The organism is Kitasatospora sp. NPDC005748, assembly GCF_040630735.1.
Taxonomy (GTDB): domain Bacteria; phylum Actinomycetota; class Actinomycetes; order Streptomycetales; family Streptomycetaceae; genus Kitasatospora.
Genome location: NZ_JBEXYD010000001.1, coordinates 244,478 through 265,394, shown reverse-complemented (window position 1 = coordinate 265,394; position 20,917 = coordinate 244,478). Strand labels below are relative to the sequence as shown.

Sequence of the window (20,917 nt, the reverse complement as noted above, 5' to 3'; positions counted from 1 at the left end):
GCCGGACGCCGGCCGCCGCGGCCTCACTCCGGCAGCGACTCCACCCGCGCCGCGGCCTCCCGGGCGCGGGCGCCCGCCCTGGTCCGGCCGGCCGTGACCAGCCGGTTCGGGAACCGGTGCAGGTACTCCGCCTCCAGCTGCCCGGTCCGCAGGGTGTGCCGCTTCAGGGCCTCCTCCGACCCGTACAGGAAGGTCTCGTGCCTGGTCCGGTGCAGCTGCTCCAGCTCGTGCAGCAGGGTGTCGTTGCCCAGGGCGTGCGGGGAGATCCCCGCGGGCCTGGTGTGCGGAGCGTCGTCCGGGTGCCGCATGGTCCACTACCTCCTCGGCGCGAATCCCCCCGTACCCGGGTGCCCCCGACCGCGGCCGGTACACCGGCGTGCCGAGGGGACTCCCGTACCGGCAGTGTCGTCGCCCCCGGGGGCTTTCGCGAGGCGTGCGGCCCGGCCGCCGCCCACGGGGGCCCGGCGAGGTGGTGATCGGGTGACCGGATCGTACGATGACTATCCCGACGTCCCTTTCTTTCCCTCCCAGAACTCGGAACGATCACCCATGCCGCTGCCCAAGGCCGAACTCCACCTGCACATCGAAGGCACCCTGGAGCCGGAACTCGCCTTCGCGCTCGCCGCGCGCAACGGCGTCACGCTCCCGTACGCCGACACCGAGGAGCTCCGCCGGGCCTACTCCTTCAGCGACCTGCAGTCCTTCCTGGACCTCTACTACGCGCTGATGACGGTGCTGCGCACCGAGGCGGACTTCGCCGACCTCGCCGACGCGTACCTGGCCCGGGCCGCCGGGCAGGGGGTGCGGCACGCCGAGATCTTCTTCGACCCGCAGGCGCACACCGCCCGCGGGGTGCCGCTGGACGTGGTGGTGGAGGGCCTCGGGCGGGCCCTGGACCGCAGCGAGGAGCGGTACGGCGTCAGCACCCGGCTGATCATGTGCTTCCTGCGGGACGAGTCCGCCGAGTCCGCGCTGGAGACCTTCGAGGCCGCCCGGCCGCACTTCGGCCGGATCACCGGGATCGGACTCGACTCGGCGGAGGTCGGGAACCCGCCGGCCAAGTTCCGCGAGGTCTACCGGCGCGCCGCCGAGGCCGGGCTGCACCGGGTCGCCCACGCGGGGGAGGAGGGCCCGGCCTCGTACGTCACCGAGGCCCTGGACATCCTCGGGGTCGAGCGGATCGACCACGGTCTGCGCTGCCTGGAGGACCCGGCGCTGGTCGACCGCCTGGTCCGCGAGCAGATCCCGCTCACCCTCTGCCCGCTCTCCAACGTGCGCCTGCGCTGCGTCGACACGCTGGCCGACCACCCGCTGCCCGCCATGCTCGCGGCCGGCCTGCTGGTGACCGTCAACTCCGACGACCCGGCGTACTTCGGCGGCTACGTCGACGACAACTTCCGTGCGGTGGCCGGGGCCCTCGCGCTCGCGCCCGAGACGCTGCGCCTGCTCGCCGCCAACTCCTTCCGCGCCTCGTTCCTGGACGAGGACCGCCGGGCGGCGCTGCTGGCCGAGGTGGCGGCCTACGCGTTCGAGCCGGCCGGCGTCTGAGCCCCGACCCCGGGGGCATCGAATCCGGAGGCACCGGCTCCGGGCCGCGACGGGCCCGGAGCCGGTGGAAGGCTCAGACCAGCGTGCGCCAGTAGTACCAGAACCGGTCGAGGATCAGCAGCACGATCACCGCGTACCAGAGCGCCGGCACCGCCCAGTGGTAGCGGGCGGCCTCCCGCACCACCGGGCGCAGGGCGCGCGGGGTCGGGATCACGCCGGTGCGCAGATTGTGCAGGGTGGTGTACCAGAACAGCGGGATCATGGTGGCCCAGACCACCATGCAGTACGGGCAGAGCGCGCCGATCCGGTACAGCGCCTGGTACATCAGCCAGGTCACGAAACCGATCCCGAACACCGTCCCGGCCTGGAGGCCGAGCCAGAACCAGCGCCGGTACGTCGCCCCGGCCAGCAGGCCGGCGCCGATCGCGATCACCACGGCGAAGCCGACCAGGCCCAGCAGCGAGTTGGGGAAGCCGAAGGCCTCGGCCTGGTCGCTGCGCATGATCGAGCCGCAGCTGATGATCGGGTTGATGTTGCAGTTGGGGACGTACGACGGGTCCTCCAGCAGCCGGATCTTGTCCAGTGTGAGGACGGCCGAGGCGAAGATCCCGATCGCGCCGCCGATCACCAGCAGGAGCGCGAACGGCCGGCTCGCGCCGTGGCCGCGCACGGGTGCGGCGACCGTACCGGCGGCCGTCACCCGGTCACCTGCTTGACCATCGCGGTGAAGCGCTCGGGAGTGACGGGCGCGCCGTTCGTGAAGACGTCGAGCTTGGTACCGTCCAGCTTCACCGTGGGGGTGCCGGTGACCCCGCTCTTGTCGAAGGCCTTGTTCACCTGGTTGGCCCACGGGGCGTAGGTGCCGTCCTGGACGGCCTTCACGAAGGCGTCCGTCTTCAGCCCCGGGACCTGTTCGGCGAGCTCCAGCAGCCGGTTCGCGTCGGCGAAGCCGTCGTTGCGCTCGTCGGGCTGGTTGGCGTACAGCACGTCGTGGAACTGCTTGAACTTGTCGACGCCCTCGTTGAGGGCCGCCCCGGCGGCGGCCAGCGCGGTGCGAGAGCCCTTGCCGCCCAGGCCCTGGTCCAGGAACGTCGCCAGGTGGTACTCGATCTTGTAGGTGCCGTCGTCGGCGAGCTGCTGGACGGTCTTGCCGTTGGTGGTCTCCAGCTGCTCGCAGTACGGGCAGCGGAAGTCCTCGTAGATCTCCAGGGTGTGCGGGGCGTCGGCCCTGCCGTAGGTGATCACGGTGCCGTCGGCGCCGCCCGCGTTGGCGGGGACGACCAGCGGCCCGGCCGCGGCGGTGTCGGCCGGGCCGGAGGAGCCGCCGACGGCGAAGGCCACACCGGCAGCCAGCGCCAGCACGGCGGCGGAGGCGGCGCCGACGATCGTGCGGCGGCGGATCCTCGCCGACCGCTCGGTGCGCTCGCGCTCCTCGCGCATCCGCTCGGTGGCGGCGCGCCGGGCCTCGCTCCTGGCGGCCCGGGTGTTCGTCGTCCTGGCGTTGATCGGCTGGGGCTTCTTGCTCATGGCGGGTGTCGTCCTGTGCTCTCGGTCGGTGACGGGCGGGCGCGCACGGGCGCGCGGCGAGAACGACCGGCCGGGAAACGCTCGGGAGAGTGCTCTCAGCAGGCCGGGACGGGCACCGGAGGCCCACGCCGGACGGCGGGGCTGAGCAGGACGTCCTCGACGGGGACGCGCACGCGGCTGGCGCGCGGGAACGGCATCCGCACCAGCGGCCGGGCCGGGACGGGCGCCGCGAGCAGCAGCAGCCAGTGGCCGGCGGCGGCCGGGAAGCGCCGGGCGAAGTCGCCCAGCACCCGGGCGGAGGCGGCGAACGCGCTCAGCGCGGCGTCCGCGCGGCGCAGCCAGAAGGCGGCGGCCAGGGCGATCGCGCCGTGCAGTGCCAGCAGCACCAGCAGGCCGGCGGACCGGGAGACACCGTGGCCCAGCAGGATCCCGCCGAGCGAGCCGCCGCCGCACAGCAGCGGCTCGAAGCCGCGCGCGGAGCCGGGCGGGAGCGAGGGACAGGTGCTCTGGGCGAAGTCGAACAGCGCGCTCAGGCCCAGCTCCAGCGGCAGGAAGACCGCCGCGATCGCCGGGAAGCCGTGCTCGGATCCGGCCAGGGCGAACGCCACCGCGAAGACGGCGCCGCCGGCCACGGCCAGCGTGCCGAGCGGCAGCGGGCGTCCGGTGACCAGCACCTGGCCGAGCCCGGCGAGCAGCACGACCAGCGCGGCGAAGATCGCCGCGCGAAGCGTCCTGGTGGCCGGGCCGGTACTCATGGCATCCGAGTCTGCCACAGGTTGAACGGTGGACGACCTGGCCGACGGACTCCTGTGAAGATCCTCACCACCGGCTCTGAGCTGGGCTTATTCGATCCTTATCGAGGGCTCTCGGCAGCCGGCCCGGGGCGGGCGGCGGCCGTCCGGGCCTCGACGATCTCCCGGAACAGCTCGAGGTCGGCACGGACCACCCGCTCGATCGCACCGGCCTGGGCGAAGCCGCGCGGCCCGCCGAACACCTGCTGCACCGCCTCCGGGTCGTACTCGACGCGGATCTGCAGCCGGGTGTGGCTCCGGTCGAGCGGGAGCAGCGCGAACGCGCCGTGCAGCCGCGGGCCGTTCAGCGTCCGCCAGGCCATCACCCGGCCCCGGCCCCGGTCGGTGATCTCGGTCTCGACGTCGCGCTCGGTCCCGCCGATCTCCACCCCGAGGTGCGCGAGGCTGGTGCCGTGCGGGTAGGCGCTGCGCACCCCGCCCACGAACCGCGGGTAGTCGTGGACCCGGTGCAGCTGCTCCCAGGCCGCCAGCACCGGGGCATCGATGTCGATCTGCTCTTCGAGCGTGCTCATGAGGGGGCCGGACCTTCCCGGGCTCGGGCGCTGCGGTGGTGCGGGGCACCTCCAGCCTGCGCCCACCGGCCGCCGCGGGGCAACGAGAGCGGCGGTAACCGGACGACCGGGACGGCCGGGACGACCGGGACGGCCGGGAGGACCGGACGACCGGGAGGCGACCGGCGGGCGGGGGCCGGAGGTCTGCGCGACACTGGGCGCATGCCGGAGCTGCCCGAGGTCGAGGCCCTCAGCGCCTTCCTGTCCGAGCGGTTGACCGGGCGGGTGATCGCCCGGGTGCAGCCGGTGGCCATCAGCGCCCTGAAGACCTACGACCCGCCGGTGACGGCGCTGGAGGGGCGGACGGTCGGCCCCGTCACCCGGCACGGGAAGTTCCTCGACATCGAGGCCGGCGGCCTGCACCTGGTCGTCCACCTGGCCCGGGCCGGCTGGCTCCGGTGGAAGGACAGCCTGCCGGCCGAGCCCCCGCGCCCGGGCGGGAAGAACCCGCTCGCCCTGCGGGTGCGGCTGGAGGGGCCCGACGGGGACGGCTTCGACCTCACCGAGGCGGGCACCAAGAAGGGGCTCGCGGTGTACGTGGTGACGGACCCGGCCGCCGTCCCCGGTGTCGCCCGGCTCGGCCCGGACCCGCTGGACCCGGGCTTCACCCTGGCGGACTTCACCGCCCTGCTGAGCGGCGAGCGCCGCCGGCTGAAGGGCGTGCTGCGGGACCAGGGCGTGCTGGCCGGGGTCGGCAACGCCTACTCGGACGAGGTGCTGCACGCGGCCCGGATGTCGCCGTACAAGCTGGCGTCGAGCCTGACGGAGGACGAGAGGGCCCGGCTGTTCGAGGCGCTCGGCGCCACCCTGCGCGACGCGGTGGAGCGCTCCCGCGGGCTGGCAGCGGGGGACCTCAAGGCGGAGAAGAAGCTCGGCCTGCGGGTGCACGGCCGGACCGGGCAGCCGTGCCCGGTCTGCGGGGACACCGTGCGCGAGGTGTCGTTCGCCGATTCCTCGCTGCAGTACTGCCCCACCTGCCAGACCGGCGGCAAACCGCTCGCGGACCGGCGGCTGTCGAGGCTGCTGAAATAGCGGGGCCCCCGGGGCCGGCCCGCCCCGGGGGGTGCCGACGGGCGCGCCTACGGCTTCCGGGCGACGCCGCCCCAGTAGTAGGCGGCGGTCGGGTCGGCCGGCGGCTCGCCGTCCGGGCGCCAGCCCATCACCGGGGCGACCCCGGGCTCGATCAGCTCCCAGCCGTCGAAGAACGCGGCGACCTCGTCACGGGTGCGCGGGACGAGGGTCATCCCGCCGGCCCGGGCCGCCTCCGCGACCTTGGCGACGCTCGCCGGGTCGAAGTCCTGGGTGGGGTGGGTGAGCGCCAGACAGCTCCCGCTGGGCAGCGCGTCGCGCAGCGCGGCGACCTTGGCCCACGGGTCGTCCTCGTCGGCGACCAGCATCAGGACGGCGATCATCAGCAGGCCGACCGGCCGGTCGAGGTCCAGCGTGGAGGTGAGCGCCGGGTCGCCGAGCAGTTCGGCGGGCTTGCCCAGGTCGGCGTGGATGTAGGTGGTGCGGCTGGCGGGCGTGGAGACCATCAGTGCCCGGGCGTGGGCGAGCACGATCGGGTCGTTGTCGACGTAGACCACCCGGGTGCCGGGGCTGACCGCCTCGGCGATCTCGTGGGTGTTGGGCGAGGTGGGGATGCCGGTGCCGAGGTCGAGGAACTGCCGGATGCCCTGCTCCCGGGCCAGGTAGCGGACGGCGCGGCCCTGGAACGCCCGGTTCTCCTTGGCCATCGCCTTCACGCTGGGGACGGCCTGCTCGATGGCCTGTCCCATGGCGCGGTCCGGCGGAAAGTTGGTCTTCCCGCCCAGCCAGTAGTCGTACACGCGTGCGGAGTGCGGAGCGCTGGTGTCGACGCCGAAGCGCTGCCACTCGCTCAGCTCGACGGCGTCGTCCTGGGCCTGGTCGGAGAAGTCCTGACTTGTCGTCATGGCCACGTCCTCTGAAGACAGATCATCACACTGGGGAGGTCAGCGTAGCGGTCCGGTCGGGGCGGTGGTCGCCCGGTCCGCCGGGGTGCGGTGGGGCTGGGCCGTCGGAGTGATGCTGGGGGCCGTCGGAGTTGCCGGTGGGAGGCGTGACGGTTCGCGGGGGAAGCATCGATCATGCTGTCTGATCGTCAGATTACTTCGCGTAGATTGCTACTGGTCGCGGCCGGGATGTCGCTGCTCGGGGTCGCCGGTTGCCGGGGGTCGGAGGGGGTGGACGGCGCGGCCGCCGCCGCGCCGGGTGCCGAGGCCGCCGGTGCGGCCTCGGACGGGCCCGCCGCCGTGCCCGCCGCCGCCGCGACGGCTTCGGCCGCCTCGGCCCCGCCCTCCGCCGCTCCCTCGCCCGCCCCCTCCGCCTCTGCCTCCGCGGCCGGCCCCGCCTCGGCGCCCGCCGCCCCCGCCTCCTCCGCACCCGCCGCCTCGGTCGCGCCGGTCGCCGCGCCCCGGGTGCTGACGGCCGCCGAGAGCAAGCCGGTGTACGAACTCGACGCCGAACGCCGGGTGGTGGCCCTCACCATCGACGACGGCCCGGACCCGCGCCACACCCCGACCGTGCTGGCCCTGCTGGAGCAGTACCGGATCAGGGCCACCTTCTTCCTGATCGGCGAGAACGCCGTCGAGCACCCCGGGCTGGTCCGGGAGATCGCGGCGCGCGGCCACCACATCGCCAACCACACCTGGACCCACCCGGATCTGCGGAGCCTCTCGGAGGGCAAGGTGCGCGACGAACTGGAGCGCACCTCCGACCTGCTGAACCGGACCACCGGGAAGCCGCCGACCTGGTTCCGCGCGCCCGGCGGGGACTGGTCCACGGCCGCGCTCAAGGTCAGCGCCTCGCTCGGGATGCGGTCGATGGGGTGGTCGGTGGATCCGCGCGACTGGGCCAGGCCGGGCACCTCGGTGATCACCGAGCGGATCCTGAAGGACGTCCGGCCGGGCGCGATCGTGCTCAACCACGACGGCGGCGGCGACCGTTCGCAGACGGTGGCCGCGCTGAAGGCGTACCTGCCGGTGCTGATTGACTCCGGGTACTACTTCACCGCACCGCCGGGGTGAGGACGCATGTGCGGGGGAGTGGTGCCAGGTAGCGGCATTTCCGTCTAAACCACTCGAAAGAGTGGATTGGAAGAACCGTTTCTGCTCTTTTTGGGCTTCTAGGGTGTTCTCGCATCAGTTACCCCGGTACCCGTGGGTACCGCCCTGAAAGGCCCCTCCCCCATGCGTCTCCGTAACGCCACGCTCGCCGCCGCCAGCGCCATCGCCCTCGTCCTCGCGGTACCCGCCTCCGCCGGTGCGGCCACCGGTGACTTCCTCTACAAGGTCGGCCGCGGGGCGGAGACCGGTCTGGCCGACCCGGTGAGCGGCGAGTGCGTCGACCTCCCGGGTGCCACCACCGGCGTTCCGGCCTTCGCGCCCGAGAACCACACCCGCTCGACGGCCACGGCCTACCTCGACTTCGACTGCGCGGGCGACGTCTTCTTCGTGATGCTCCCGGGCAAGAAGTACGGCAACCGGCTCCACCTGCGGTCCGTCGTCTTCTCCTGAGCCGGCCGACCCCGGTGGGCGCGGGGCGGCCCGGTCGTCATCGCCCGGCCGCCCCGCGCCGGTCCGTGCGGCCGCCGCCGACCCACGCCGGTCCGTGCGGCCGCCGCCGACCCGCGCCGATCCGTGCGGCCGCCGCCGACCGGCCCCGGCCGGGCGGGCGGCGTAGCGTGGCCGGGGGAGGGGTTCGCGTCGGCTCCGACGGCGGAGGAGGAATGATGTCCGCTTCGGCACTCGATCCGGTCCGGCAAGAGGAGTTCGCGGGGCGCACCCTGCACCTGCTGAACGACGCCTGCCTGGGATTCATGGCCAGCATCGGCCATCAGACCGGGCTCTTCGACACCATGGCCGGGCTCGCCCCCTCGACCAGTGAGGAGATCGCCCGCGCCGGCGGGCTGAACGAGCGCTACGTCCGGGAGTGGCTGGGCGCCATGGTGGTCGGCGGGATCGTCGACTACGACCCGCAGCGGTCCACCTACGCGCTGCCGCCCGAGCACGCGGCCTCCCTGACCAGGGCGGCCGGCCCGGACAACATGGCCGGGCTGATGCAGTACCTGGCGCTGATGGGCGAGGTCGAGCAGCAGGTGGTGGAGGCCTTCCGGAAGGGCGGCGGGGTGCCCTACTCGGCGTACCCGCGGTTCCAGGCCCTGCAGGGCGAGGAGTCGCGGCGGGTGTACGACGTGGCCCTGGTGGAGGCCATCCTCCCGCTCGTGCCCGGGCTGACCGAGCGGCTGCGGGCCGGGATCGACACCCTCGACATCGGCACCGGGCAGGGGCACGCCGTCAACCTGATCGCCCGGGCCTTCCCCGAGAGCCGCTGCACCGGGGTCGACATCTCGGAGGCCGGCATCGAAGCGGCGCGGGCCGAGGCCGCCGAGCTGGGCCTGGCCAACGCCCGCTTCGAGGTCGCCGACTCCGCCGCGCTCTCCGGCTCCTACGACCTGGTCACCGCCTTCGACGTGATCCACGACCTGGCCCGCCCGGCCCGGACGCTGGCCGCCGTCGCCGGTGCGCTGCGGCCGGACGGCGTCTTCCTGATGGGCGACATCGCCGCCAGCAGCCGGCTGGAGGAGAACATCGACCACCCGCTCGCCCCGGCGCTGTACGCGCTGTCGACCTTCTACTGCATGACGGTCTCGCTCGGTGAGGGCGGTGCGGGGCTGGGCACGGTCTGGGGCGAGCAGACGGCCCGCCGGATGCTCGCCGAGGCCGGGTTCGGCGCGGTGGAGACGAAGCGGGTCGAGGGCGACGTGCTCAACCTGTACTACGTGGTGCGGCCGGCCGGGGCCGAGGGGTAGCGGACACGGCGGGCGGGGGTGGCCGGGCTCTGCGGTCGGACGTAGGTTCGAAGAGTCCGAGTGAAGGAGGGCAGCGATGACCGGCAACGGCTACGCACACCCCGAGGCGCTGGTCCCCACCGAGTGGCTCGCCCGGCACCTCGACGACGGCACCGTCCGCATCGTCGAGGTGGACGAGGACACCGCGGCGTACGGGCAGGGGCACATCCCCGGAGCGGTGGGCTGGAACTGGACCACCGACCTGCACAGCCGGGTGGGCCGCGACTACGCCGACCGCGAGGGCGTGCAGCAGCTGCTGCGCGCGGCCGACGTGGAGGACGACACCACCGTGGTGCTGTACGGCGGCAACGACAACTGGTTCGCCGCCTACGCCTACTGGCTGCTGCGGCTGCGCGGCTTCGGACCGGTGCGGCTGCTCGACGGCGGACGCAAGAAGTGGGAGCTGGAGGAGCGGGAGCTCAGCCAGGAGGTGATGGACTACCAGCACAGCGCCCTCCGGCTGAGCGGGCCCGAACACCCCGAGGTGCGGGCGCTGCGCGACGAGGTGCTGGCCACGGCCGAGGTGTTCGCCAAGCCCGGCACCGACGCCGTCCTGGTCGACGTCCGCTCGCCGGCCGAGTACCGGGGCGAGGCACTGGCCCCGCCGCACCTGCCGCGGGAGCAGGCTCAGGTGCCCGGACACATCCCCGGCGCGGTGAACATCCCCTGGTCGCAGGCGGCCAACGACGACGGCACCTTCCGGTCCGCCGAGGAGCTGCGCGCGCTGTACGGCGGGCAGGGGGTCTCCCGGGACCGCGAGGTGATCGCGTACTGCCGGATCGGGGAGCGCTCGGCGCACACCTGGTTCGCGCTCACCGAGCTGCTCGGGTACCCGGACGTCAAGAACTACGACGGCTCGTGGACGGAGTACGGCTCGCTGGTGCGGGCGCCGGTGGCGCTGGGGGCGTGAGGCCGGGTCGGTCCGGGTCGCGAGCGGTCGGGGGTGACGGGCGCGCGGCGGCGCCATGTCGGCTCATTTCTTCTCATGAACATTTCATCCCGGAGGAGTGGGCCGGGGCCCGCCGGGACAGGGATCGATCCGACCCACTGTCCCAGTGACCCCGGAGACCGCCTTGCGCAAGAGAATGCTCGTCCCCGCCGCCGCCGGCGCGCTCGCCCTGCTGCTGACCGTCCCCGCCTCCGCCGCCCAGGGCGGCCCGGGCGCCGCGGGCATCGGCGACACCTACTACCCCAACGCCGGCAACGGCGGGTACAACGTCTCGCACTACGACATCCGACTCAAATACCAGCCCGTGACCGACGAACTGGAAGGCACCACCACCATCCTCGCCACCACGACCCAGGACCTCACCCGGTTCAACCTGGACTTCGTGCTCGGCGTCAAGGAGATCCTGGTCAACGGCCGCCCGGCCGCGTTCGCCGCCACCGGCGAGTCGGAGCTGGAGATCACCCCGGCCCGGCCGCTCGCCAAGGGCAGCCCGGTGACCGTGGTGGTCCGCTACGCGGACAAGCCCGGCGAGGTGAAGCGCGACGGCTTCTCCGCCTGGCTGCGCACCCCCGACGGCGGCGTCGCGGCCAACGAGCCGGAGAGCGCGCCCTGGTGGTTCCCGAGCAACGACCACCCGACCGACAAGGCCACCTTCGACGTCTCCGTCCTGGTGCCCGACGGCACCCAGGCGATCAGCAACGGCCTGCTGACCGGCCAGAGCTCCAAGGCCGGCTGGACGCGCTACAACTGGCGCGAGGCCAAGCCGCAGGCGACCTATCTGGCCACCCTGGCGATCGGCAAGTTCGACATCAGGACCGACACCACGCCCGGGGGGCTGCCGGTCACCACCGCCTACAGCAAGGACCTCGGCGACAATGACGGCGCGGCGCGGGCCAGCGTCGAGCGGACCGGCGAGGTGGTGGACTGGCTGAGCGGCTACTTCGGCGCGTACCCGTTCGACTCGGTCGGCGGCTACGTCCCCAACGTGAGGACCGGCTACGCCCTGGAGACCCAGACCCAGGTGTTCTACAGCCCCGCCCAGTTCTCGCGCGGCGCCAACACCGCCGTCGTCGTGCACGAGCTGGCCCACCAGTGGTACGGCGACAGCGTCTCCGTCCAGCGCTGGAGCGACATCTGGCTCAACGAGGGCTTCGCCCGCTACGCGCAGTGGCTCTGGTCCGAGCACGAGAACGAGGGCACCGCACAGGAGCTCGCCGACTACGTCTACTCCTTCTACCCGACCGGCGACGCCTTCTGGACGGTCAGGCCGGGCGACCCGGGGCCGGACCACCAGTTCGCCGGAGCCGTCTACGACCGGGGCGCGGTGGCCATCCAGGCGCTGCGCAACGCCGTCGGTGACGAGAAGTTCTTCAAGATCCTGAAGGGGTGGCCGACCGAGCGCCGCTACGGCAACGCCACCATCCCGCAGTTCCAGGCCTTCGCCGAGCGGATCTCCGGCAAGCCGCTCGGGGAGCTCTTCAACACCTGGCTGTTCACCGACTCGAAGCCGGCCCTCTCCTCGGCGGGCGTCCCGGCGGCGTCGGCGCCCGGCGCGGCCGGCGCGCCGGCCCTGGCGCCGACGGCCAAGGCGCAGCTGCCGGAGCCGAAGTCGTGGAAGAAGATCCAGGAGACCAACTCGGTCCACGAGCAGGGGCACTGACGCACCGGCCCGGCCGACCGGTGGAGTGGTCGGCCGGGCCCCCGTGCGGGGCGGCGGCGCGGGTGGTCAGGAGGCGGGCACGGCCAGGGCCGGGGCCAGCGCCCGGGCCTCGCTGAGGATCAGGGCCTCGACGCCGTAGAGGAACCGCTCCATCGCGGGGCGGGGGAGCACCGAGCTGTCCGCCGTCATCGCGAGCTGGAGCGCGTCCGGGGTCTGGAGCGCGTCCAGGGCGTAGGAGAGGCCGGGGCGCGGCGGGAACTCGACCGGCCAGGTGAGGGTGGTGCCGGCGTCGGCCGCCCCTGCTCCGGCTCCGGGGCCGGGATCGGACTCGGTGTCGGGCGCGGCGAGCATCGACGGGAGCAGGTCGCGGGTGTCGTTGAAGACGCAGGAGCGGTCGGCGAGCGGACCGTGCTCGGCGGTCAGCCGGGCGATCTCCTCGTCCAGCAGGCGCTTGTTGTAGTAGGCGTGCCGGTAGGTGGCGATCGAGGCGGCATGGGTGCGGCGGACGGCGTCACCGAACTCGCCGTCCGCGTCCGGCAGATGGAACAGGCCGTCGCCGGCCACCGGGCTCACCGCAGAGGCCAGCCCGGGCAGGAACCGGTTGTTGACGATCACCTGGAGCACCGCGTCCGGAGAGCCGGAGAGCCGCGCGGTCATCACCGCCACCGCGGCGAGCAGCACCGAGGAAGTGCTCGCCCGGTGGCCGGCCGCGACCGTGTCGACCGCCCGGAGCAGCGCCGGGGAACTGAGCACGGCGTTCGGGAAGGGCTCCGGCGCGTGGGTCGCGGCGGGCGGGAAGAGCCGCGGCGGCCCCAGCCGTAGCTTGCGCACCACATGGGCGCGGGCGTTCACATCGCGCCGCAGACCGCGCGCGGAGGTCTGGAACTCCGCCTCTTCGAGCGGTTGCTGGGCGCCGCGGAGGGTGCTGATGGCTTCCACCGAGGCACCCTGCGCCAGCTCGCTGAGGTCCAGCACCAGTAGGCCCATGCCCGCGCCGTCCAGGGCCGTGTGGGAGAGGACGAGCGCCATGTGCCGGACCAGCCCGGCCGTCTCGACCAGGCCGACGCGTATCGGCCACTGCGCGGTGCAGTCGAAGGGCAGCGCCGCCAACTCCTCGTGCAGGGCGGCGCCGACCGCGGCGAGGTCGGCCGCGTCGCCGTCGCACCGGCGGGTGTGCACGATCAGCCGGCCGGCCGGGTCGACGATCTGCCGCAGTCGCCCCCGGTCGTCCTCGACGAGCCGGGTGCGCAGCGAGTCGTGCAGCTGGAGCAGGCCCTCCAGGGCGCCCAGCACGACCGCCACCGGCAGGCCCGGGTCCAGCGGGGCGGAGGCCGTGATGTTGTAGCGCGGCGCGTCGGCCGGAGCCAGCCGGCCCACGGCGTCCCAGATGGCCTGCTGGCCCCAGGTGGCCGGTCCCGTGCCGGATCTGCCGGACGAGAAGTCGATCTCCAGTTGCTGACTCGTGGTCACCGTGTGCTCTCCGATGTGCGGTGGTGGAAGCGGCGCGGTGCGGCTGCGTCGCCTCCTCGGCATGGGGCGGTCGGTGCGGTGGGAGCGCGTGTGTTGCCAAGGGAAGAGTGTGGCGCACCGCCATGGTCACGTCGAGCCTCGGATGTCGGCCGGGGGCGCCGCCCGGTGCGGTGCGGTCAGACGCGGGTGGCGGTGACGAGGTGGTAGTCGAGCAGGCCGCTCTGCCAGGCGGCGAGGAAGTTGCGGGCCCAGTGGCCGGGCGGCACGGTGTCCTTCAGGTAGCGGTCCAGACCGGGCCAGACGGCGGTGCCGATCGACTCGGCGGTGACCTCGCTGAAGCCGGCGGCGGTGAGGTCGTCGGTGAAGGCGGCGAGCGGGTGGGCGACGTCCAGGCCCTCGGCGAAGCTGCCGAGCAGGATGCTGAGCCGCTCGGCGACCTCCGGGCCGGAGCTGAAGAAGGTCGTCACGGCCAGCCGGCCGCCGGGGCGCAGCACCCGGGCCGACTCGCGGGCGAAGCCGGTCAGTTCACGGAAGTGCTGGGCCGCCTCCACGGAGTAGAGGCCGTCCAGGGCGGCGTCCGGGAAGGGCAGGTCGTCCGCCGCGCCCAGGCTGTAGGCGAGGCGGTCCGGGAACGTCGCCAGCGCGCGGGCGTTGACCGCGCGGGCGCGCTCGACCTGGTCCGGGTGGATGTCGACGCCCGTCACCGCGGCGAAGCGGAACTCGCAGAGCGCGAGGGCCGCGCCGAGGCCCCGGCCGCAGCCCACCTCGGCCAGCCGCAGCCGCTCGGTGGGGGCCGGGAACGCGCGCAGCACCCGGCGGTACAGCTCCTCCTGGCTGCGGATGCGGTCCTCCGGGGTGGGCGCGTCGGTGTCGATGCCGCTCCAGTCGCCGAAGTTGATGAATCCGCCCGCGAAGCTGGGGGCCTGACTCAGGTCGTCGACGCCGTACGTCCGTCGGACGGTCGCGGGAATGCGGTTCTGGTCCATCGCTGCTCGGCTTCCTCGTGAGGCGGGCGCCCGGACCTCGGGCGCGCCGAGGTACGTACCCAAACCGGTCGGCGTCCGAACGCGGACCGTGACGAATGAGGCTTGGGAGGTACGGCGAGTGACGGCGTGTTGACGGGGCCGGGCCCGCGGTGCGGGGCGGACGGGAATATCGGGTGGACAGCCGGGCCGGGATGGGTCTGGGATGGGAGCGGTGCCCGGCCGGGGTGCCCGCACCCACCCGACCGGGAGACCGAGATGACCGAGACGACCACGACCACCGGGACGACCGACGCACGGGTCGCTCCGCCGCTGACCGGGGGCGAGCGCGAGATGCTGCGCGCGTTCCTGGACTACCACCGGGCGACCCTGGCGATGAAGTGCGAGGGGCTGACCGAGGAGCAGTTGAAGCAGCTGTCGAGCCCGCCGTCCACGCTGAGCCTGCTCGGGCTGGTGCGGCACATGGCCGAGGTGGAGCGGACGTGGTTCCGCCGGGTGATCGGCCGGGAGGACGTCCCGCTCGTCTGGTCCCCGGAGGGCGACTTCCAGGTGGCGTACGACGCGGCCGCCGCCGACCGCGGCGAGGCGTTCGCGGCCTGGACGGCGGAGGTCGAGCACGCCCGGCGGATCGAGCGGGAGGCGGAGTCGCTGGACGTCACGGGCTACATGCCGAAGTGGGGCGCGGACGTGTCGCTGCGGCTGGTGATGCTGCACCTGATCCACGAGTACGCCCGGCACAACGGGCACGCCGACTTCCTGCGCGAGGCGATCGACGGAACGGTCGGCGCGTAGTGGCGCTCCCGCCGGGGCGCGCGGAACGACCCGGGCGGGTGACGGGGTGTGTACGGAGCACTGCCGCCCGGGCCGGGTGGCCGACGGTCGGTCCGCCACGGCGCCGGGGGCGGGCGAGGTGGTCCCGGCGCAGGTCGCGGACGTAGTTGAACGCTGCACGGGGTGGCAGCCGTTCTCGTTCACATGACGGTGATGATGACCGAGCGAGGCGCTGGCATGCTTGCTGGCATGGTGGAGATGGCGGACGAGCCGGAGATCCGGGAGCTGATCGCCTCCTGGTTGGCCGCGGAGCCCCGGGAGGAGGCGCCGACGGGCGAAGCGGGGTGCGGCCACGGACTACCGGCGCCGCCGGCCGGCGGCGCGGAGGTCGCGGCGGCGGCCCGGCGGCTCGCCCTGCGCGGACTGGACGGCTCACGGCTGCTGCCGGTGCCGGACGGGCTGCGCCTGGTCGCCGAGGCGCTGGTGGTCGACGAGCACCCGTCCGCGCCCGGGTGGGCGCCGCTGGAGCGGGCCGAGGTGGTGGAGTGGGTGGCGATGCTGCTGCACCGGTTCGGCGAGGACGGCGTGCAGGAGCTGATCGCCGAGCTGGCCGGGGACGCCGGGCCGTCCTCGACCGGGCCGTCCTAGAGCCGGCCCGGCCGGGCGGCGGCCCGGTGGTGGTCGCCGGACCGGCAGGCCCGCCGGACCGTCACCGTGCTCCGGCGCACCCCGGTCTCCGGGTGGCGCGGGACCTCCCCGCACGGGCTGCCGCGGTCGGGTGGCCGGCTCCGGCAGGCGCCGGACGCGGCCGGTAACGCCCGCCGGGCGGACGGCGCCACGGTGACCGCGCCGGCCAGCGTGGCCAGCCGGCGCTCCAACTGCCGGGCGACGCCGGCGTCCCCGAGCCGCTCGTACAGGCAGTGCGCGGACCGCAGGTGCGAGGCGGCCTCCACCGGACGGTCGGCGTCCAGCAGGAAGTCGGCGTAGTGGCGCTCCGCCACCGCCTCCAGATGGACGGCGCCGGCGGCGCGACAGCGTTCCATGGTCTCCCGCCAGGCCCGCCCGGCCTCGGCCGGGCGGCGGAGCTGCTGGAGCGCGTGCGCCTCGTTGACCATGGCGGACAGGTGGTACGTCGCCTGCGGGTGCTCCGCGAGCAGCGCCCGGGCCTCCCGGGCCCGGCGCAGGGCCTGCCCGGCGTCCCCGGCGAAGCCGTGCAGGGCGGCGGTGTTGCTGAACGCGAAGGGCGCGTGCTCCGCGAGGCCGTGCGCGCCGGCCAGGGCGATCGCCCGCTCGCCCAGCCGGACGGCCTCGGCGTGCTCGCCGCGGGCCGCACTGGCCACCGCCAGCACGGTGAGGGCGTGCACATGGACGTCGCCCCCGGCGTCCGCGGTGCGGGTGACCGCTCGCAGGGCCAGCCGGTGGGCCTCCTCGGCCCGCCCGAGGCCGCTCAGCGCGCGGGCCGTCGAGGCCTCCATCGAGGCGACGGCGGCCGGATCGCAGGTCAGCACGGCCGACTCCAGCCCCGCGCGCAGGCAGGCCAGCCGGTCCGTCCGGCGGCCGGCGCCGTAGTAGAGGCAGTTGGCCAGGTAGGCCAGCCGCCAGGCGCGCCGGTGGTCGCCGAGGTCGGCCGCCAAGGTGACCAGGCCGCGGATGGTGGGTTCCTCGGCGCGGAACCAGTCCAGCGCGGCGCGCACGTCGGGCAGCCGCGGCCGGGCCGGACCGGGCAGCGGCGGCGGACCGAACGGGTCGAGGCCGGGCTGGAGCAGCCCCGCGCCGTGCGCGGCGGCCGCCAGGAAGTGGTCCACCAGTGCCAGGGTGGCGCCGGCGCGCTCCGACGCAGGCCGCTCGTCGAGGAGTTCGGCGCCGTAGAGGCGGATCAGGTCGTGCCGGCGGTAGCGGCCCGGGGTGTCCTCGGTGAGCAGGTGGTGGGCGGCCAGCGAGCCGAGTGCCCGCCGGGCCTCGGCGGTGTCCGTGGCAAGCAGGGCGGCGGCCGCGTGGGCGTCCGTCTCCGGGCCCGGGTGCGCGGCGAGCAGGGCGAGCAGGTGGACGGCGGTGGCCGAGAGCCGGCGGACCGTCAGGCCCAGCGCGCTGCGCACGCTGATCGCGCCCTGGGTGTCCAGGGTCTGCAGGCGGGTGCGCTCGTCGGCGAGTTCGGGCACGAGGTCGGCGATCGCCCAGCCCGGCTGGGCGGCCAGCCGGGCCGCGGCGATCCGCAGCGCGAGCGGCAGGCGGTCGCAGAGCTCGGCGACCTTGGCCGAGGCCTCCGGCTCGGCCCGGACCCGGGCCGGGGTCAGCAGGTGCTCCAGCAGGCCCAGCGCGTCCTCGGCCGGCAGCGCGCCGAGCCGCAGCAGGGCGGCCCCCTCGGTGACCACCACGTCCTCCAGGGAGCTGCGGCTGGTGATCACGGTGGCGCAGTCGGGCCCGGCCGGCAGCAGGTCCGCGAGGTCCTCGGCGTCACCGGCGTTGTCCAGGACGACCAGCAGCCGGCGCCGGCCGGTCAGCGCCCGGTAGAGCGCGGCCCGGGCGTAGCGGTCCTCCGGCAGCTCGCGCTCCTCGACGCCGAGAGCGCGGAGGAACCTGCCCAGCACCTCGACCGGGCCGGTGCGGTGGCCCGGGCCGAAGCCGTTCAGGTCGGCGAAGAGCAGGCCGTCGGGGAAGGCGCCGGCCGCGGCGTGCGCCCACTGGACCACGGTCGCGGTCTTGCCCGCGCCGGCCGGGCCGGTCACGACGGCGAGGCTGCCGCCGCCGTGCGGTCCGGCGCACTCGGCGTCCAGCCAGTGCTGTTCGGCCGCGCGACCGACGAACCGTGCTGCCGCGCGGGGGAGCTGGTTCACGGTCGGGCGGGGGGCCGGCGGGTCGACCGGGTCGACCGGTACGGGCGGCGAGGTGGGGGCAGCGGGTGCGGCAGGGGTCGGCTCCGGGTCGGCGGTGAGCATGTCGTCCACGGCCGACTGCAGGGCGCGGCCCGGCGCGAGGCCCAGCTCCTCGGCGAGCCGGCGCCGGGTGCGGTGGTAGGCGGTGAGCGCGTCGGCGAAGCGGCCCGCCTGGTGGAGGCAGCGGACCAGCAGGGCGGCCAGCGGCTCGTGGAGGCCGTCGGCCTCGGCGGCGCGGTCGAGGTCGGTGACGGCGTCGGCACCCCGGCCGAGCCGCAGCAGGCGCTCGGCCCAGCACTCCAGCGCACGGGTGCGGCGCCGGTCGAGCCGGTCGGCGACGGCGTGCCGCAGACCGGTCTCGGGCAGGTTGGCCAGGGCCGTGCCGCCGTGCCAGAGGTCCAGGGCCTCGCGCAGCAGCTTGACGGCGGCCTCGTCGCCCCCGGGGGCGCACTCCCCGGCGGCCAGCGCGGTGAGCCGCTCGAAGAGCAGCGCGTCCACCAGCTCGGCCGGGCCGTCGAGGCGGTAGCCGGGTGCGCGGGTCAGCAGGGTGAAGGGGGAGTCGGCGATCTGCTTGCGCAGCGCGGCGATGTGCCCCTGTACGGCGGCCCGGGCCCGGGCGGGCGGGGCCTCGCCCCAGAGCAGCTCGAAGAGCCGCTCGACCGGGACGGTGCGGCCGAGTTCGAGCGCCAGCAGGGCCAGGACGGCGCACCGCTTGGGGCCGGCCGGTTCGACGGCGCGACCGTCGGCGGCCCGCAGTTCCACCGGCCCCAGCAGTCGAATGAACACGGATCCCCCCAGGTAGAAGCGGATCGTCTCAGCTTTCCGTCCACATCTCGGCCGCAGTCTAGCCACGCCCGACGAGCGGTCCGGGCCGCCCGGCGGACGGCGGTACGTCGGCGAAGCATCCCGGCTCCGGCCGCCACCGGCGGCGCGAACGGCGCTCCGGCGCCCGGCGTACGACCGCCGTTCGTGAGGAGTTCACCGACGGGCGATCAGGTGGTTGCGGGCGCCGGCGGCCTCCGGGGAGGCCGGGTGGACAGGTTTACCTGACGCGCTCGTGCCATGTCCACGGCCGGTGGGGCGGGCCGTCGGGCGTCGGCGGGGTCCGCAGGCTCCGGGCGTCGCGGCTGGTCGGGGCCGGGTACGGCGGCCCGAGCGGGCGGTCAGGCCGCTGGTGGCGGGGTACCGCCCGGGCCGGCCGCCGGTCGGCAGGCGTCCGGCAGGGGCGTGGCCGGGCATACCAGGTATGCACGTCGGGGCACGGTCTTCTGCCCGATCGGGCGGGCCTTTCGGGCAGCTCCGGCGGGGGAGCGGGCGTTCGGGGGCAGGTGGGAGGGGCAGCCGGGGGCAGGTGGGGGGAGCGGGCGTTCGGGGGCAGGTGGGAGCGGCGGCCGGGGGCAGGTGGGGGGAGCGGGCGTTCGGGGGCAGGTGGGAGCGGCGGCCGGGGGCAGGTGGGGGGAGCGGGCGTTCGGGGGCAGGCGGGGGTGGCGGCCGCTGTCGGGTCGGCCGGTGAGCGACCGGAGGCGGCGTGGTGTGTCGGTCGGCGGGCCGGGGCGGCGAGGTGTGGATCGGCCGCCGGTGGGCTCACCAGCCCGTGGGTCGGCCCGCCCGCCACAGCTCGTCGCCGATCAGCGCGGCCAGCTCGCGGACCGCCCGGCGGGTACGGTGGCCGAGCCGACCCGGCTCGGACTCCGCGGCAGCGGCGAGGTGCTCGTCGAACGGCACCTCCACCACGCCCCGGCAGCGGGTGCCGAAGTACGCCCGCAGATCCGCCGGGTGGACCGGACGCCCGGCGCCGGGGACCGCCGAGATCGCGGTGACGGAGCGTTCGGCCAGCTCCCCGTACCCGTGGGCGTGCAGCAGGTCGAGGGTCGCGGTGGCACGGCCCGCGCCGTCCACGCTCGGCGTGGTGACGAGGACCAGCTGGTCGGCCAGGTCGAGCACGCCGCGCATCGGGCCGTCGAGCAGCCCCGCGCCCGCGTCGGTCAGCGTGAGCGGATACCGCTCGGCGAGCGCCGCCAGGACGGCGCGGTAGTCGCCCTCGTCGAGCGGTCGGCCCACCGCGGGGTACACCGGGCCGGCCAGGACGGCCAGCCCGCTCGGGGTCGGGGAGAGGTACGGCCGTGGGTCGACGGCCGCCGGGCCGCCGCCGCGCAGCGCCGCCGCGAGCTCGGTGATGCCCACCCGGGCCGGCGGACCGGCCGGCCGGACCGGCGAGTTCGGGTACGGCGCCCCCGCGTCGACCGCGGCCACCGGCTCGCCGCGTTCGGTGGCGAGCATCGCTCCCAGGGCGCGCACCAGCGAGGTCTTGCCGACGTTGCCGGTGGCGCTGATCACGGCGATCCGGCAACTGCCGTGCAGCGGCGAGCGGATGAGCCGCAGCTGCTCGCGGCCACGGCGCTCCCCGGTGCGCAGCACGGCCAGCACGCTGCGGCGCTGCTCCGGAAGGGGGCGCGGGGCGGGCGGGGGCAGGCTGGGCTGCGGGGGAGCGAACCGCGGCACGGGCGGGGGCACCGTGGGTCGCGGGGGAGCGAACCGCGCTGCGGGCGGCGGGAGCGTGGGCCGCGGCGCGGGGTGTGCGACGGGCAGCGGGGCCGGCGACGCGGTGGCGGGGCAGGGGGCGGGGGCGAGCCGCGGCAGCAGGACGGTGCCGAAGGCGTCGAGCGCCGCCGCCGGTGCGGGGCGGTACGCGGTGTCGGGGCCGGCGGTCATTGTTCTCCTCCTGGCGCGGGCTGCGGTCACACGGTCCACTCCGCTCTACGGATCGCCGACGCGCCGCAGTTCAGCGGCCTGTCCGGGCTTCCCGGCGGCTCCCGGATCCACCTCAGGGCGGTGAACCGGAGCCCGCCGTGCCGCCGTAGACGACAGGGGGGCCGTGCGGCCGCCGGCCCAGGGCGACAGGT

General features: G+C 75.0%; 19 protein-coding genes. 9 read left to right on the top strand and 10 right to left on the bottom strand.

The genetic code is table 11. The annotated features are described in order from the left end of the window. Nucleotides 1–23: 23 nt before the first annotated feature. Entirely contained in the window at nucleotides 24–308 is a 285-nt protein-coding gene (locus ABZ495_RS01005) for a DUF6158 family protein (protein WP_352288819.1), read from the bottom strand. A gap of 241 nt (nucleotides 309–549) precedes the next feature. On the opposite strand from ABZ495_RS01005, the gene ABZ495_RS01000 reads away from it, so the two are divergent. Then, complete coding sequence (locus tag ABZ495_RS01000; RefSeq protein WP_359803879.1) at nucleotides 550–1,548, top strand: adenosine deaminase; 999 nt, start codon at nucleotides 550–552, stop codon at nucleotides 1,546–1,548. 73 nt (nucleotides 1,549–1,621) lie between these two features. On the opposite strand, the gene ABZ495_RS00995 is transcribed toward ABZ495_RS01000, so the two are convergent. The 4 genes from ABZ495_RS00995 to ABZ495_RS00980 form a co-directional block, all read right to left on the bottom strand. Then, a complete protein-coding gene (locus ABZ495_RS00995) occupies nucleotides 1,622–2,248 on the bottom strand; it encodes a vitamin K epoxide reductase family protein (protein ID WP_359833805.1) in 627 nt (208 codons plus the stop codon). After that, nucleotides 2,245–3,075: a thioredoxin domain-containing protein gene (locus tag ABZ495_RS00990; RefSeq protein ID WP_359803881.1), complete on the bottom strand. Its 831-nt coding sequence runs from the start codon at nucleotides 3,073–3,075 to the stop codon at nucleotides 2,245–2,247. The genes ABZ495_RS00995 and ABZ495_RS00990 overlap by 4 nt, the downstream gene beginning before the upstream one ends. A gap of 95 nt (nucleotides 3,076–3,170) precedes the next feature. Beyond that, nucleotides 3,171–3,830 (bottom strand): hypothetical protein, encoded by a 660-nt coding sequence (locus ABZ495_RS00985; RefSeq protein ID WP_359833804.1) that lies wholly within the window; start codon nucleotides 3,828–3,830, stop codon nucleotides 3,171–3,173. Between the two features lie 98 nt (nucleotides 3,831–3,928). Then, nucleotides 3,929–4,399 (bottom strand): SRPBCC family protein, encoded by a 471-nt coding sequence (locus ABZ495_RS00980; protein ID WP_359833802.1) that lies wholly within the window; start codon nucleotides 4,397–4,399, stop codon nucleotides 3,929–3,931. 201 nt (nucleotides 4,400–4,600) lie between these two features. Between ABZ495_RS00980 and ABZ495_RS00975 the strand changes: the two genes are divergently transcribed. Beyond that, nucleotides 4,601–5,470: a DNA-formamidopyrimidine glycosylase family protein gene (locus ABZ495_RS00975; RefSeq protein ID WP_329486455.1), complete on the top strand. Its 870-nt coding sequence runs from the start codon at nucleotides 4,601–4,603 to the stop codon at nucleotides 5,468–5,470. A gap of 47 nt (nucleotides 5,471–5,517) precedes the next feature. On the opposite strand, the gene ABZ495_RS00970 is transcribed toward ABZ495_RS00975, so the two are convergent. Continuing rightward, a complete protein-coding gene (locus ABZ495_RS00970) occupies nucleotides 5,518–6,372 on the bottom strand; it encodes an SAM-dependent methyltransferase (protein WP_359803885.1) in 855 nt (284 codons plus the stop codon). Between the two features lie 174 nt (nucleotides 6,373–6,546). Between ABZ495_RS00970 and ABZ495_RS00965 the strand changes: the two genes are divergently transcribed. The 5 genes from ABZ495_RS00965 to ABZ495_RS00945 all read left to right on the top strand — a co-directional run bounded on the left by ABZ495_RS00965 (nucleotide 6,547) and on the right by ABZ495_RS00945 (nucleotide 11,917). Continuing rightward, on the top strand, nucleotides 6,547–7,485 hold the full coding sequence (locus ABZ495_RS00965; protein ID WP_359803886.1) for a polysaccharide deacetylase family protein: 939 nt from the start codon (nucleotides 6,547–6,549) through the stop codon (nucleotides 7,483–7,485). 162 nt (nucleotides 7,486–7,647) lie between these two features. Then, nucleotides 7,648–7,974: a hypothetical protein gene (locus tag ABZ495_RS00960; RefSeq protein WP_359833800.1), complete on the top strand. Its 327-nt coding sequence runs from the start codon at nucleotides 7,648–7,650 to the stop codon at nucleotides 7,972–7,974. A 215-nt stretch (nucleotides 7,975–8,189) separates the two neighbouring features. Further along, on the top strand, nucleotides 8,190–9,269 hold the full coding sequence (locus ABZ495_RS00955; protein ID WP_359833798.1) for a class I SAM-dependent methyltransferase: 1,080 nt from the start codon (nucleotides 8,190–8,192) through the stop codon (nucleotides 9,267–9,269). A 76-nt stretch (nucleotides 9,270–9,345) separates the two neighbouring features. Next, nucleotides 9,346–10,218: a sulfurtransferase gene (locus ABZ495_RS00950; protein ID WP_359803889.1), complete on the top strand. Its 873-nt coding sequence runs from the start codon at nucleotides 9,346–9,348 to the stop codon at nucleotides 10,216–10,218. A gap of 163 nt (nucleotides 10,219–10,381) precedes the next feature. Then, nucleotides 10,382–11,917, top strand: coding sequence for a M1 family metallopeptidase (locus ABZ495_RS00945; protein ID WP_359833796.1), 1,536 nt, complete (start codon nucleotides 10,382–10,384; stop codon nucleotides 11,915–11,917). A gap of 66 nt (nucleotides 11,918–11,983) precedes the next feature. On the opposite strand, the gene ABZ495_RS00940 is transcribed toward ABZ495_RS00945, so the two are convergent. Next, entirely contained in the window at nucleotides 11,984–13,387 is a 1,404-nt protein-coding gene (locus tag ABZ495_RS00940) for a condensation domain-containing protein (protein WP_359833795.1), read from the bottom strand. A 176-nt stretch (nucleotides 13,388–13,563) separates the two neighbouring features. Beyond that, nucleotides 13,564–14,373 carry a class I SAM-dependent methyltransferase gene (locus ABZ495_RS00935; protein ID WP_359833793.1) on the bottom strand — a complete coding sequence of 270 codons (810 nt, stop codon included), beginning with the start codon at nucleotides 14,371–14,373 and terminating at the stop codon, nucleotides 13,564–13,566. A gap of 255 nt (nucleotides 14,374–14,628) precedes the next feature. Here ABZ495_RS00935 and ABZ495_RS00930 point away from each other — a divergent pair, with 255 nt between their 5' ends. Beyond that, nucleotides 14,629–15,162, top strand: coding sequence for a DinB family protein (locus ABZ495_RS00930; protein ID WP_359833792.1), 534 nt, complete (start codon nucleotides 14,629–14,631; stop codon nucleotides 15,160–15,162). Nucleotides 15,163–15,390: 228 nt separating this feature from the next. After that, a complete protein-coding gene (locus tag ABZ495_RS00925; protein ID WP_359803893.1) occupies nucleotides 15,391–15,789 on the top strand; it encodes a hypothetical protein in 399 nt (132 codons plus the stop codon). On the opposite strand, the gene ABZ495_RS00920 is transcribed toward ABZ495_RS00925, so the two are convergent. Together ABZ495_RS00920 and ABZ495_RS00915 are read right to left on the bottom strand one after the other, a co-directional pair. Further along, nucleotides 15,786–18,800, bottom strand: coding sequence for a BTAD domain-containing putative transcriptional regulator (locus ABZ495_RS00920; RefSeq protein ID WP_359833790.1), 3,015 nt, complete (start codon nucleotides 18,798–18,800; stop codon nucleotides 15,786–15,788). The two genes, ABZ495_RS00925 and ABZ495_RS00920, sit on opposite strands and share 4 nt — an antisense overlap. Before the next feature lie 798 nt (nucleotides 18,801–19,598). Beyond that, nucleotides 19,599–20,726, bottom strand: coding sequence for a MinD/ParA family protein (locus ABZ495_RS00915; protein ID WP_359833788.1), 1,128 nt, complete (start codon nucleotides 20,724–20,726; stop codon nucleotides 19,599–19,601). Nucleotides 20,727–20,917 lie beyond the last annotated feature (191 nt).

Bases quoted from the DNA above. Each gene is read 5' to 3' on its own strand.
- ABZ495_RS00985 (WP_359833804.1), bottom strand. From the start codon at position 3,830: ATGAGTACCGGCCCGGCCACCAGGACGCTTCGCGCGGCGATCTTCGCC.
- ABZ495_RS00915 (WP_359833788.1), bottom strand. From the start codon at position 20,726: ATGACCGCCGGCCCCGACACCGCGTACCGCCCCGCACCGGCGGCGGCG.
- ABZ495_RS00965 (WP_359803886.1), top strand. From the start codon at position 6,547: ATGCTGTCTGATCGTCAGATTACTTCGCGTAGATTGCTACTGGTCGCG.
- ABZ495_RS00955 (WP_359833798.1), top strand. From the start codon at position 8,190: ATGTCCGCTTCGGCACTCGATCCGGTCCGGCAAGAGGAGTTCGCGGGG.
- ABZ495_RS01000 (WP_359803879.1), top strand. From the start codon at position 550: ATGCCGCTGCCCAAGGCCGAACTCCACCTGCACATCGAAGGCACCCTG.
- ABZ495_RS00930 (WP_359833792.1), top strand. From the start codon at position 14,629: ATGACCGAGACGACCACGACCACCGGGACGACCGACGCACGGGTCGCT.
- ABZ495_RS00970 (WP_359803885.1), bottom strand. From the start codon at position 6,372: ATGACGACAAGTCAGGACTTCTCCGACCAGGCCCAGGACGACGCCGTC.
- ABZ495_RS00975 (WP_329486455.1), top strand. From the start codon at position 4,601: ATGCCGGAGCTGCCCGAGGTCGAGGCCCTCAGCGCCTTCCTGTCCGAG.
- ABZ495_RS00980 (WP_359833802.1), bottom strand. From the start codon at position 4,399: ATGAGCACGCTCGAAGAGCAGATCGACATCGATGCCCCGGTGCTGGCG.
- ABZ495_RS00935 (WP_359833793.1), bottom strand. From the start codon at position 14,373: ATGGACCAGAACCGCATTCCCGCGACCGTCCGACGGACGTACGGCGTC.
- ABZ495_RS00990 (WP_359803881.1), bottom strand. From the start codon at position 3,075: ATGAGCAAGAAGCCCCAGCCGATCAACGCCAGGACGACGAACACCCGG.
- ABZ495_RS00925 (WP_359803893.1), top strand. From the start codon at position 15,391: ATGGTGGAGATGGCGGACGAGCCGGAGATCCGGGAGCTGATCGCCTCC.
- ABZ495_RS01005 (WP_352288819.1), bottom strand. From the start codon at position 308: ATGCGGCACCCGGACGACGCTCCGCACACCAGGCCCGCGGGGATCTCC.
- ABZ495_RS00960 (WP_359833800.1), top strand. From the start codon at position 7,648: ATGCGTCTCCGTAACGCCACGCTCGCCGCCGCCAGCGCCATCGCCCTC.
- ABZ495_RS00950 (WP_359803889.1), top strand. From the start codon at position 9,346: ATGACCGGCAACGGCTACGCACACCCCGAGGCGCTGGTCCCCACCGAG.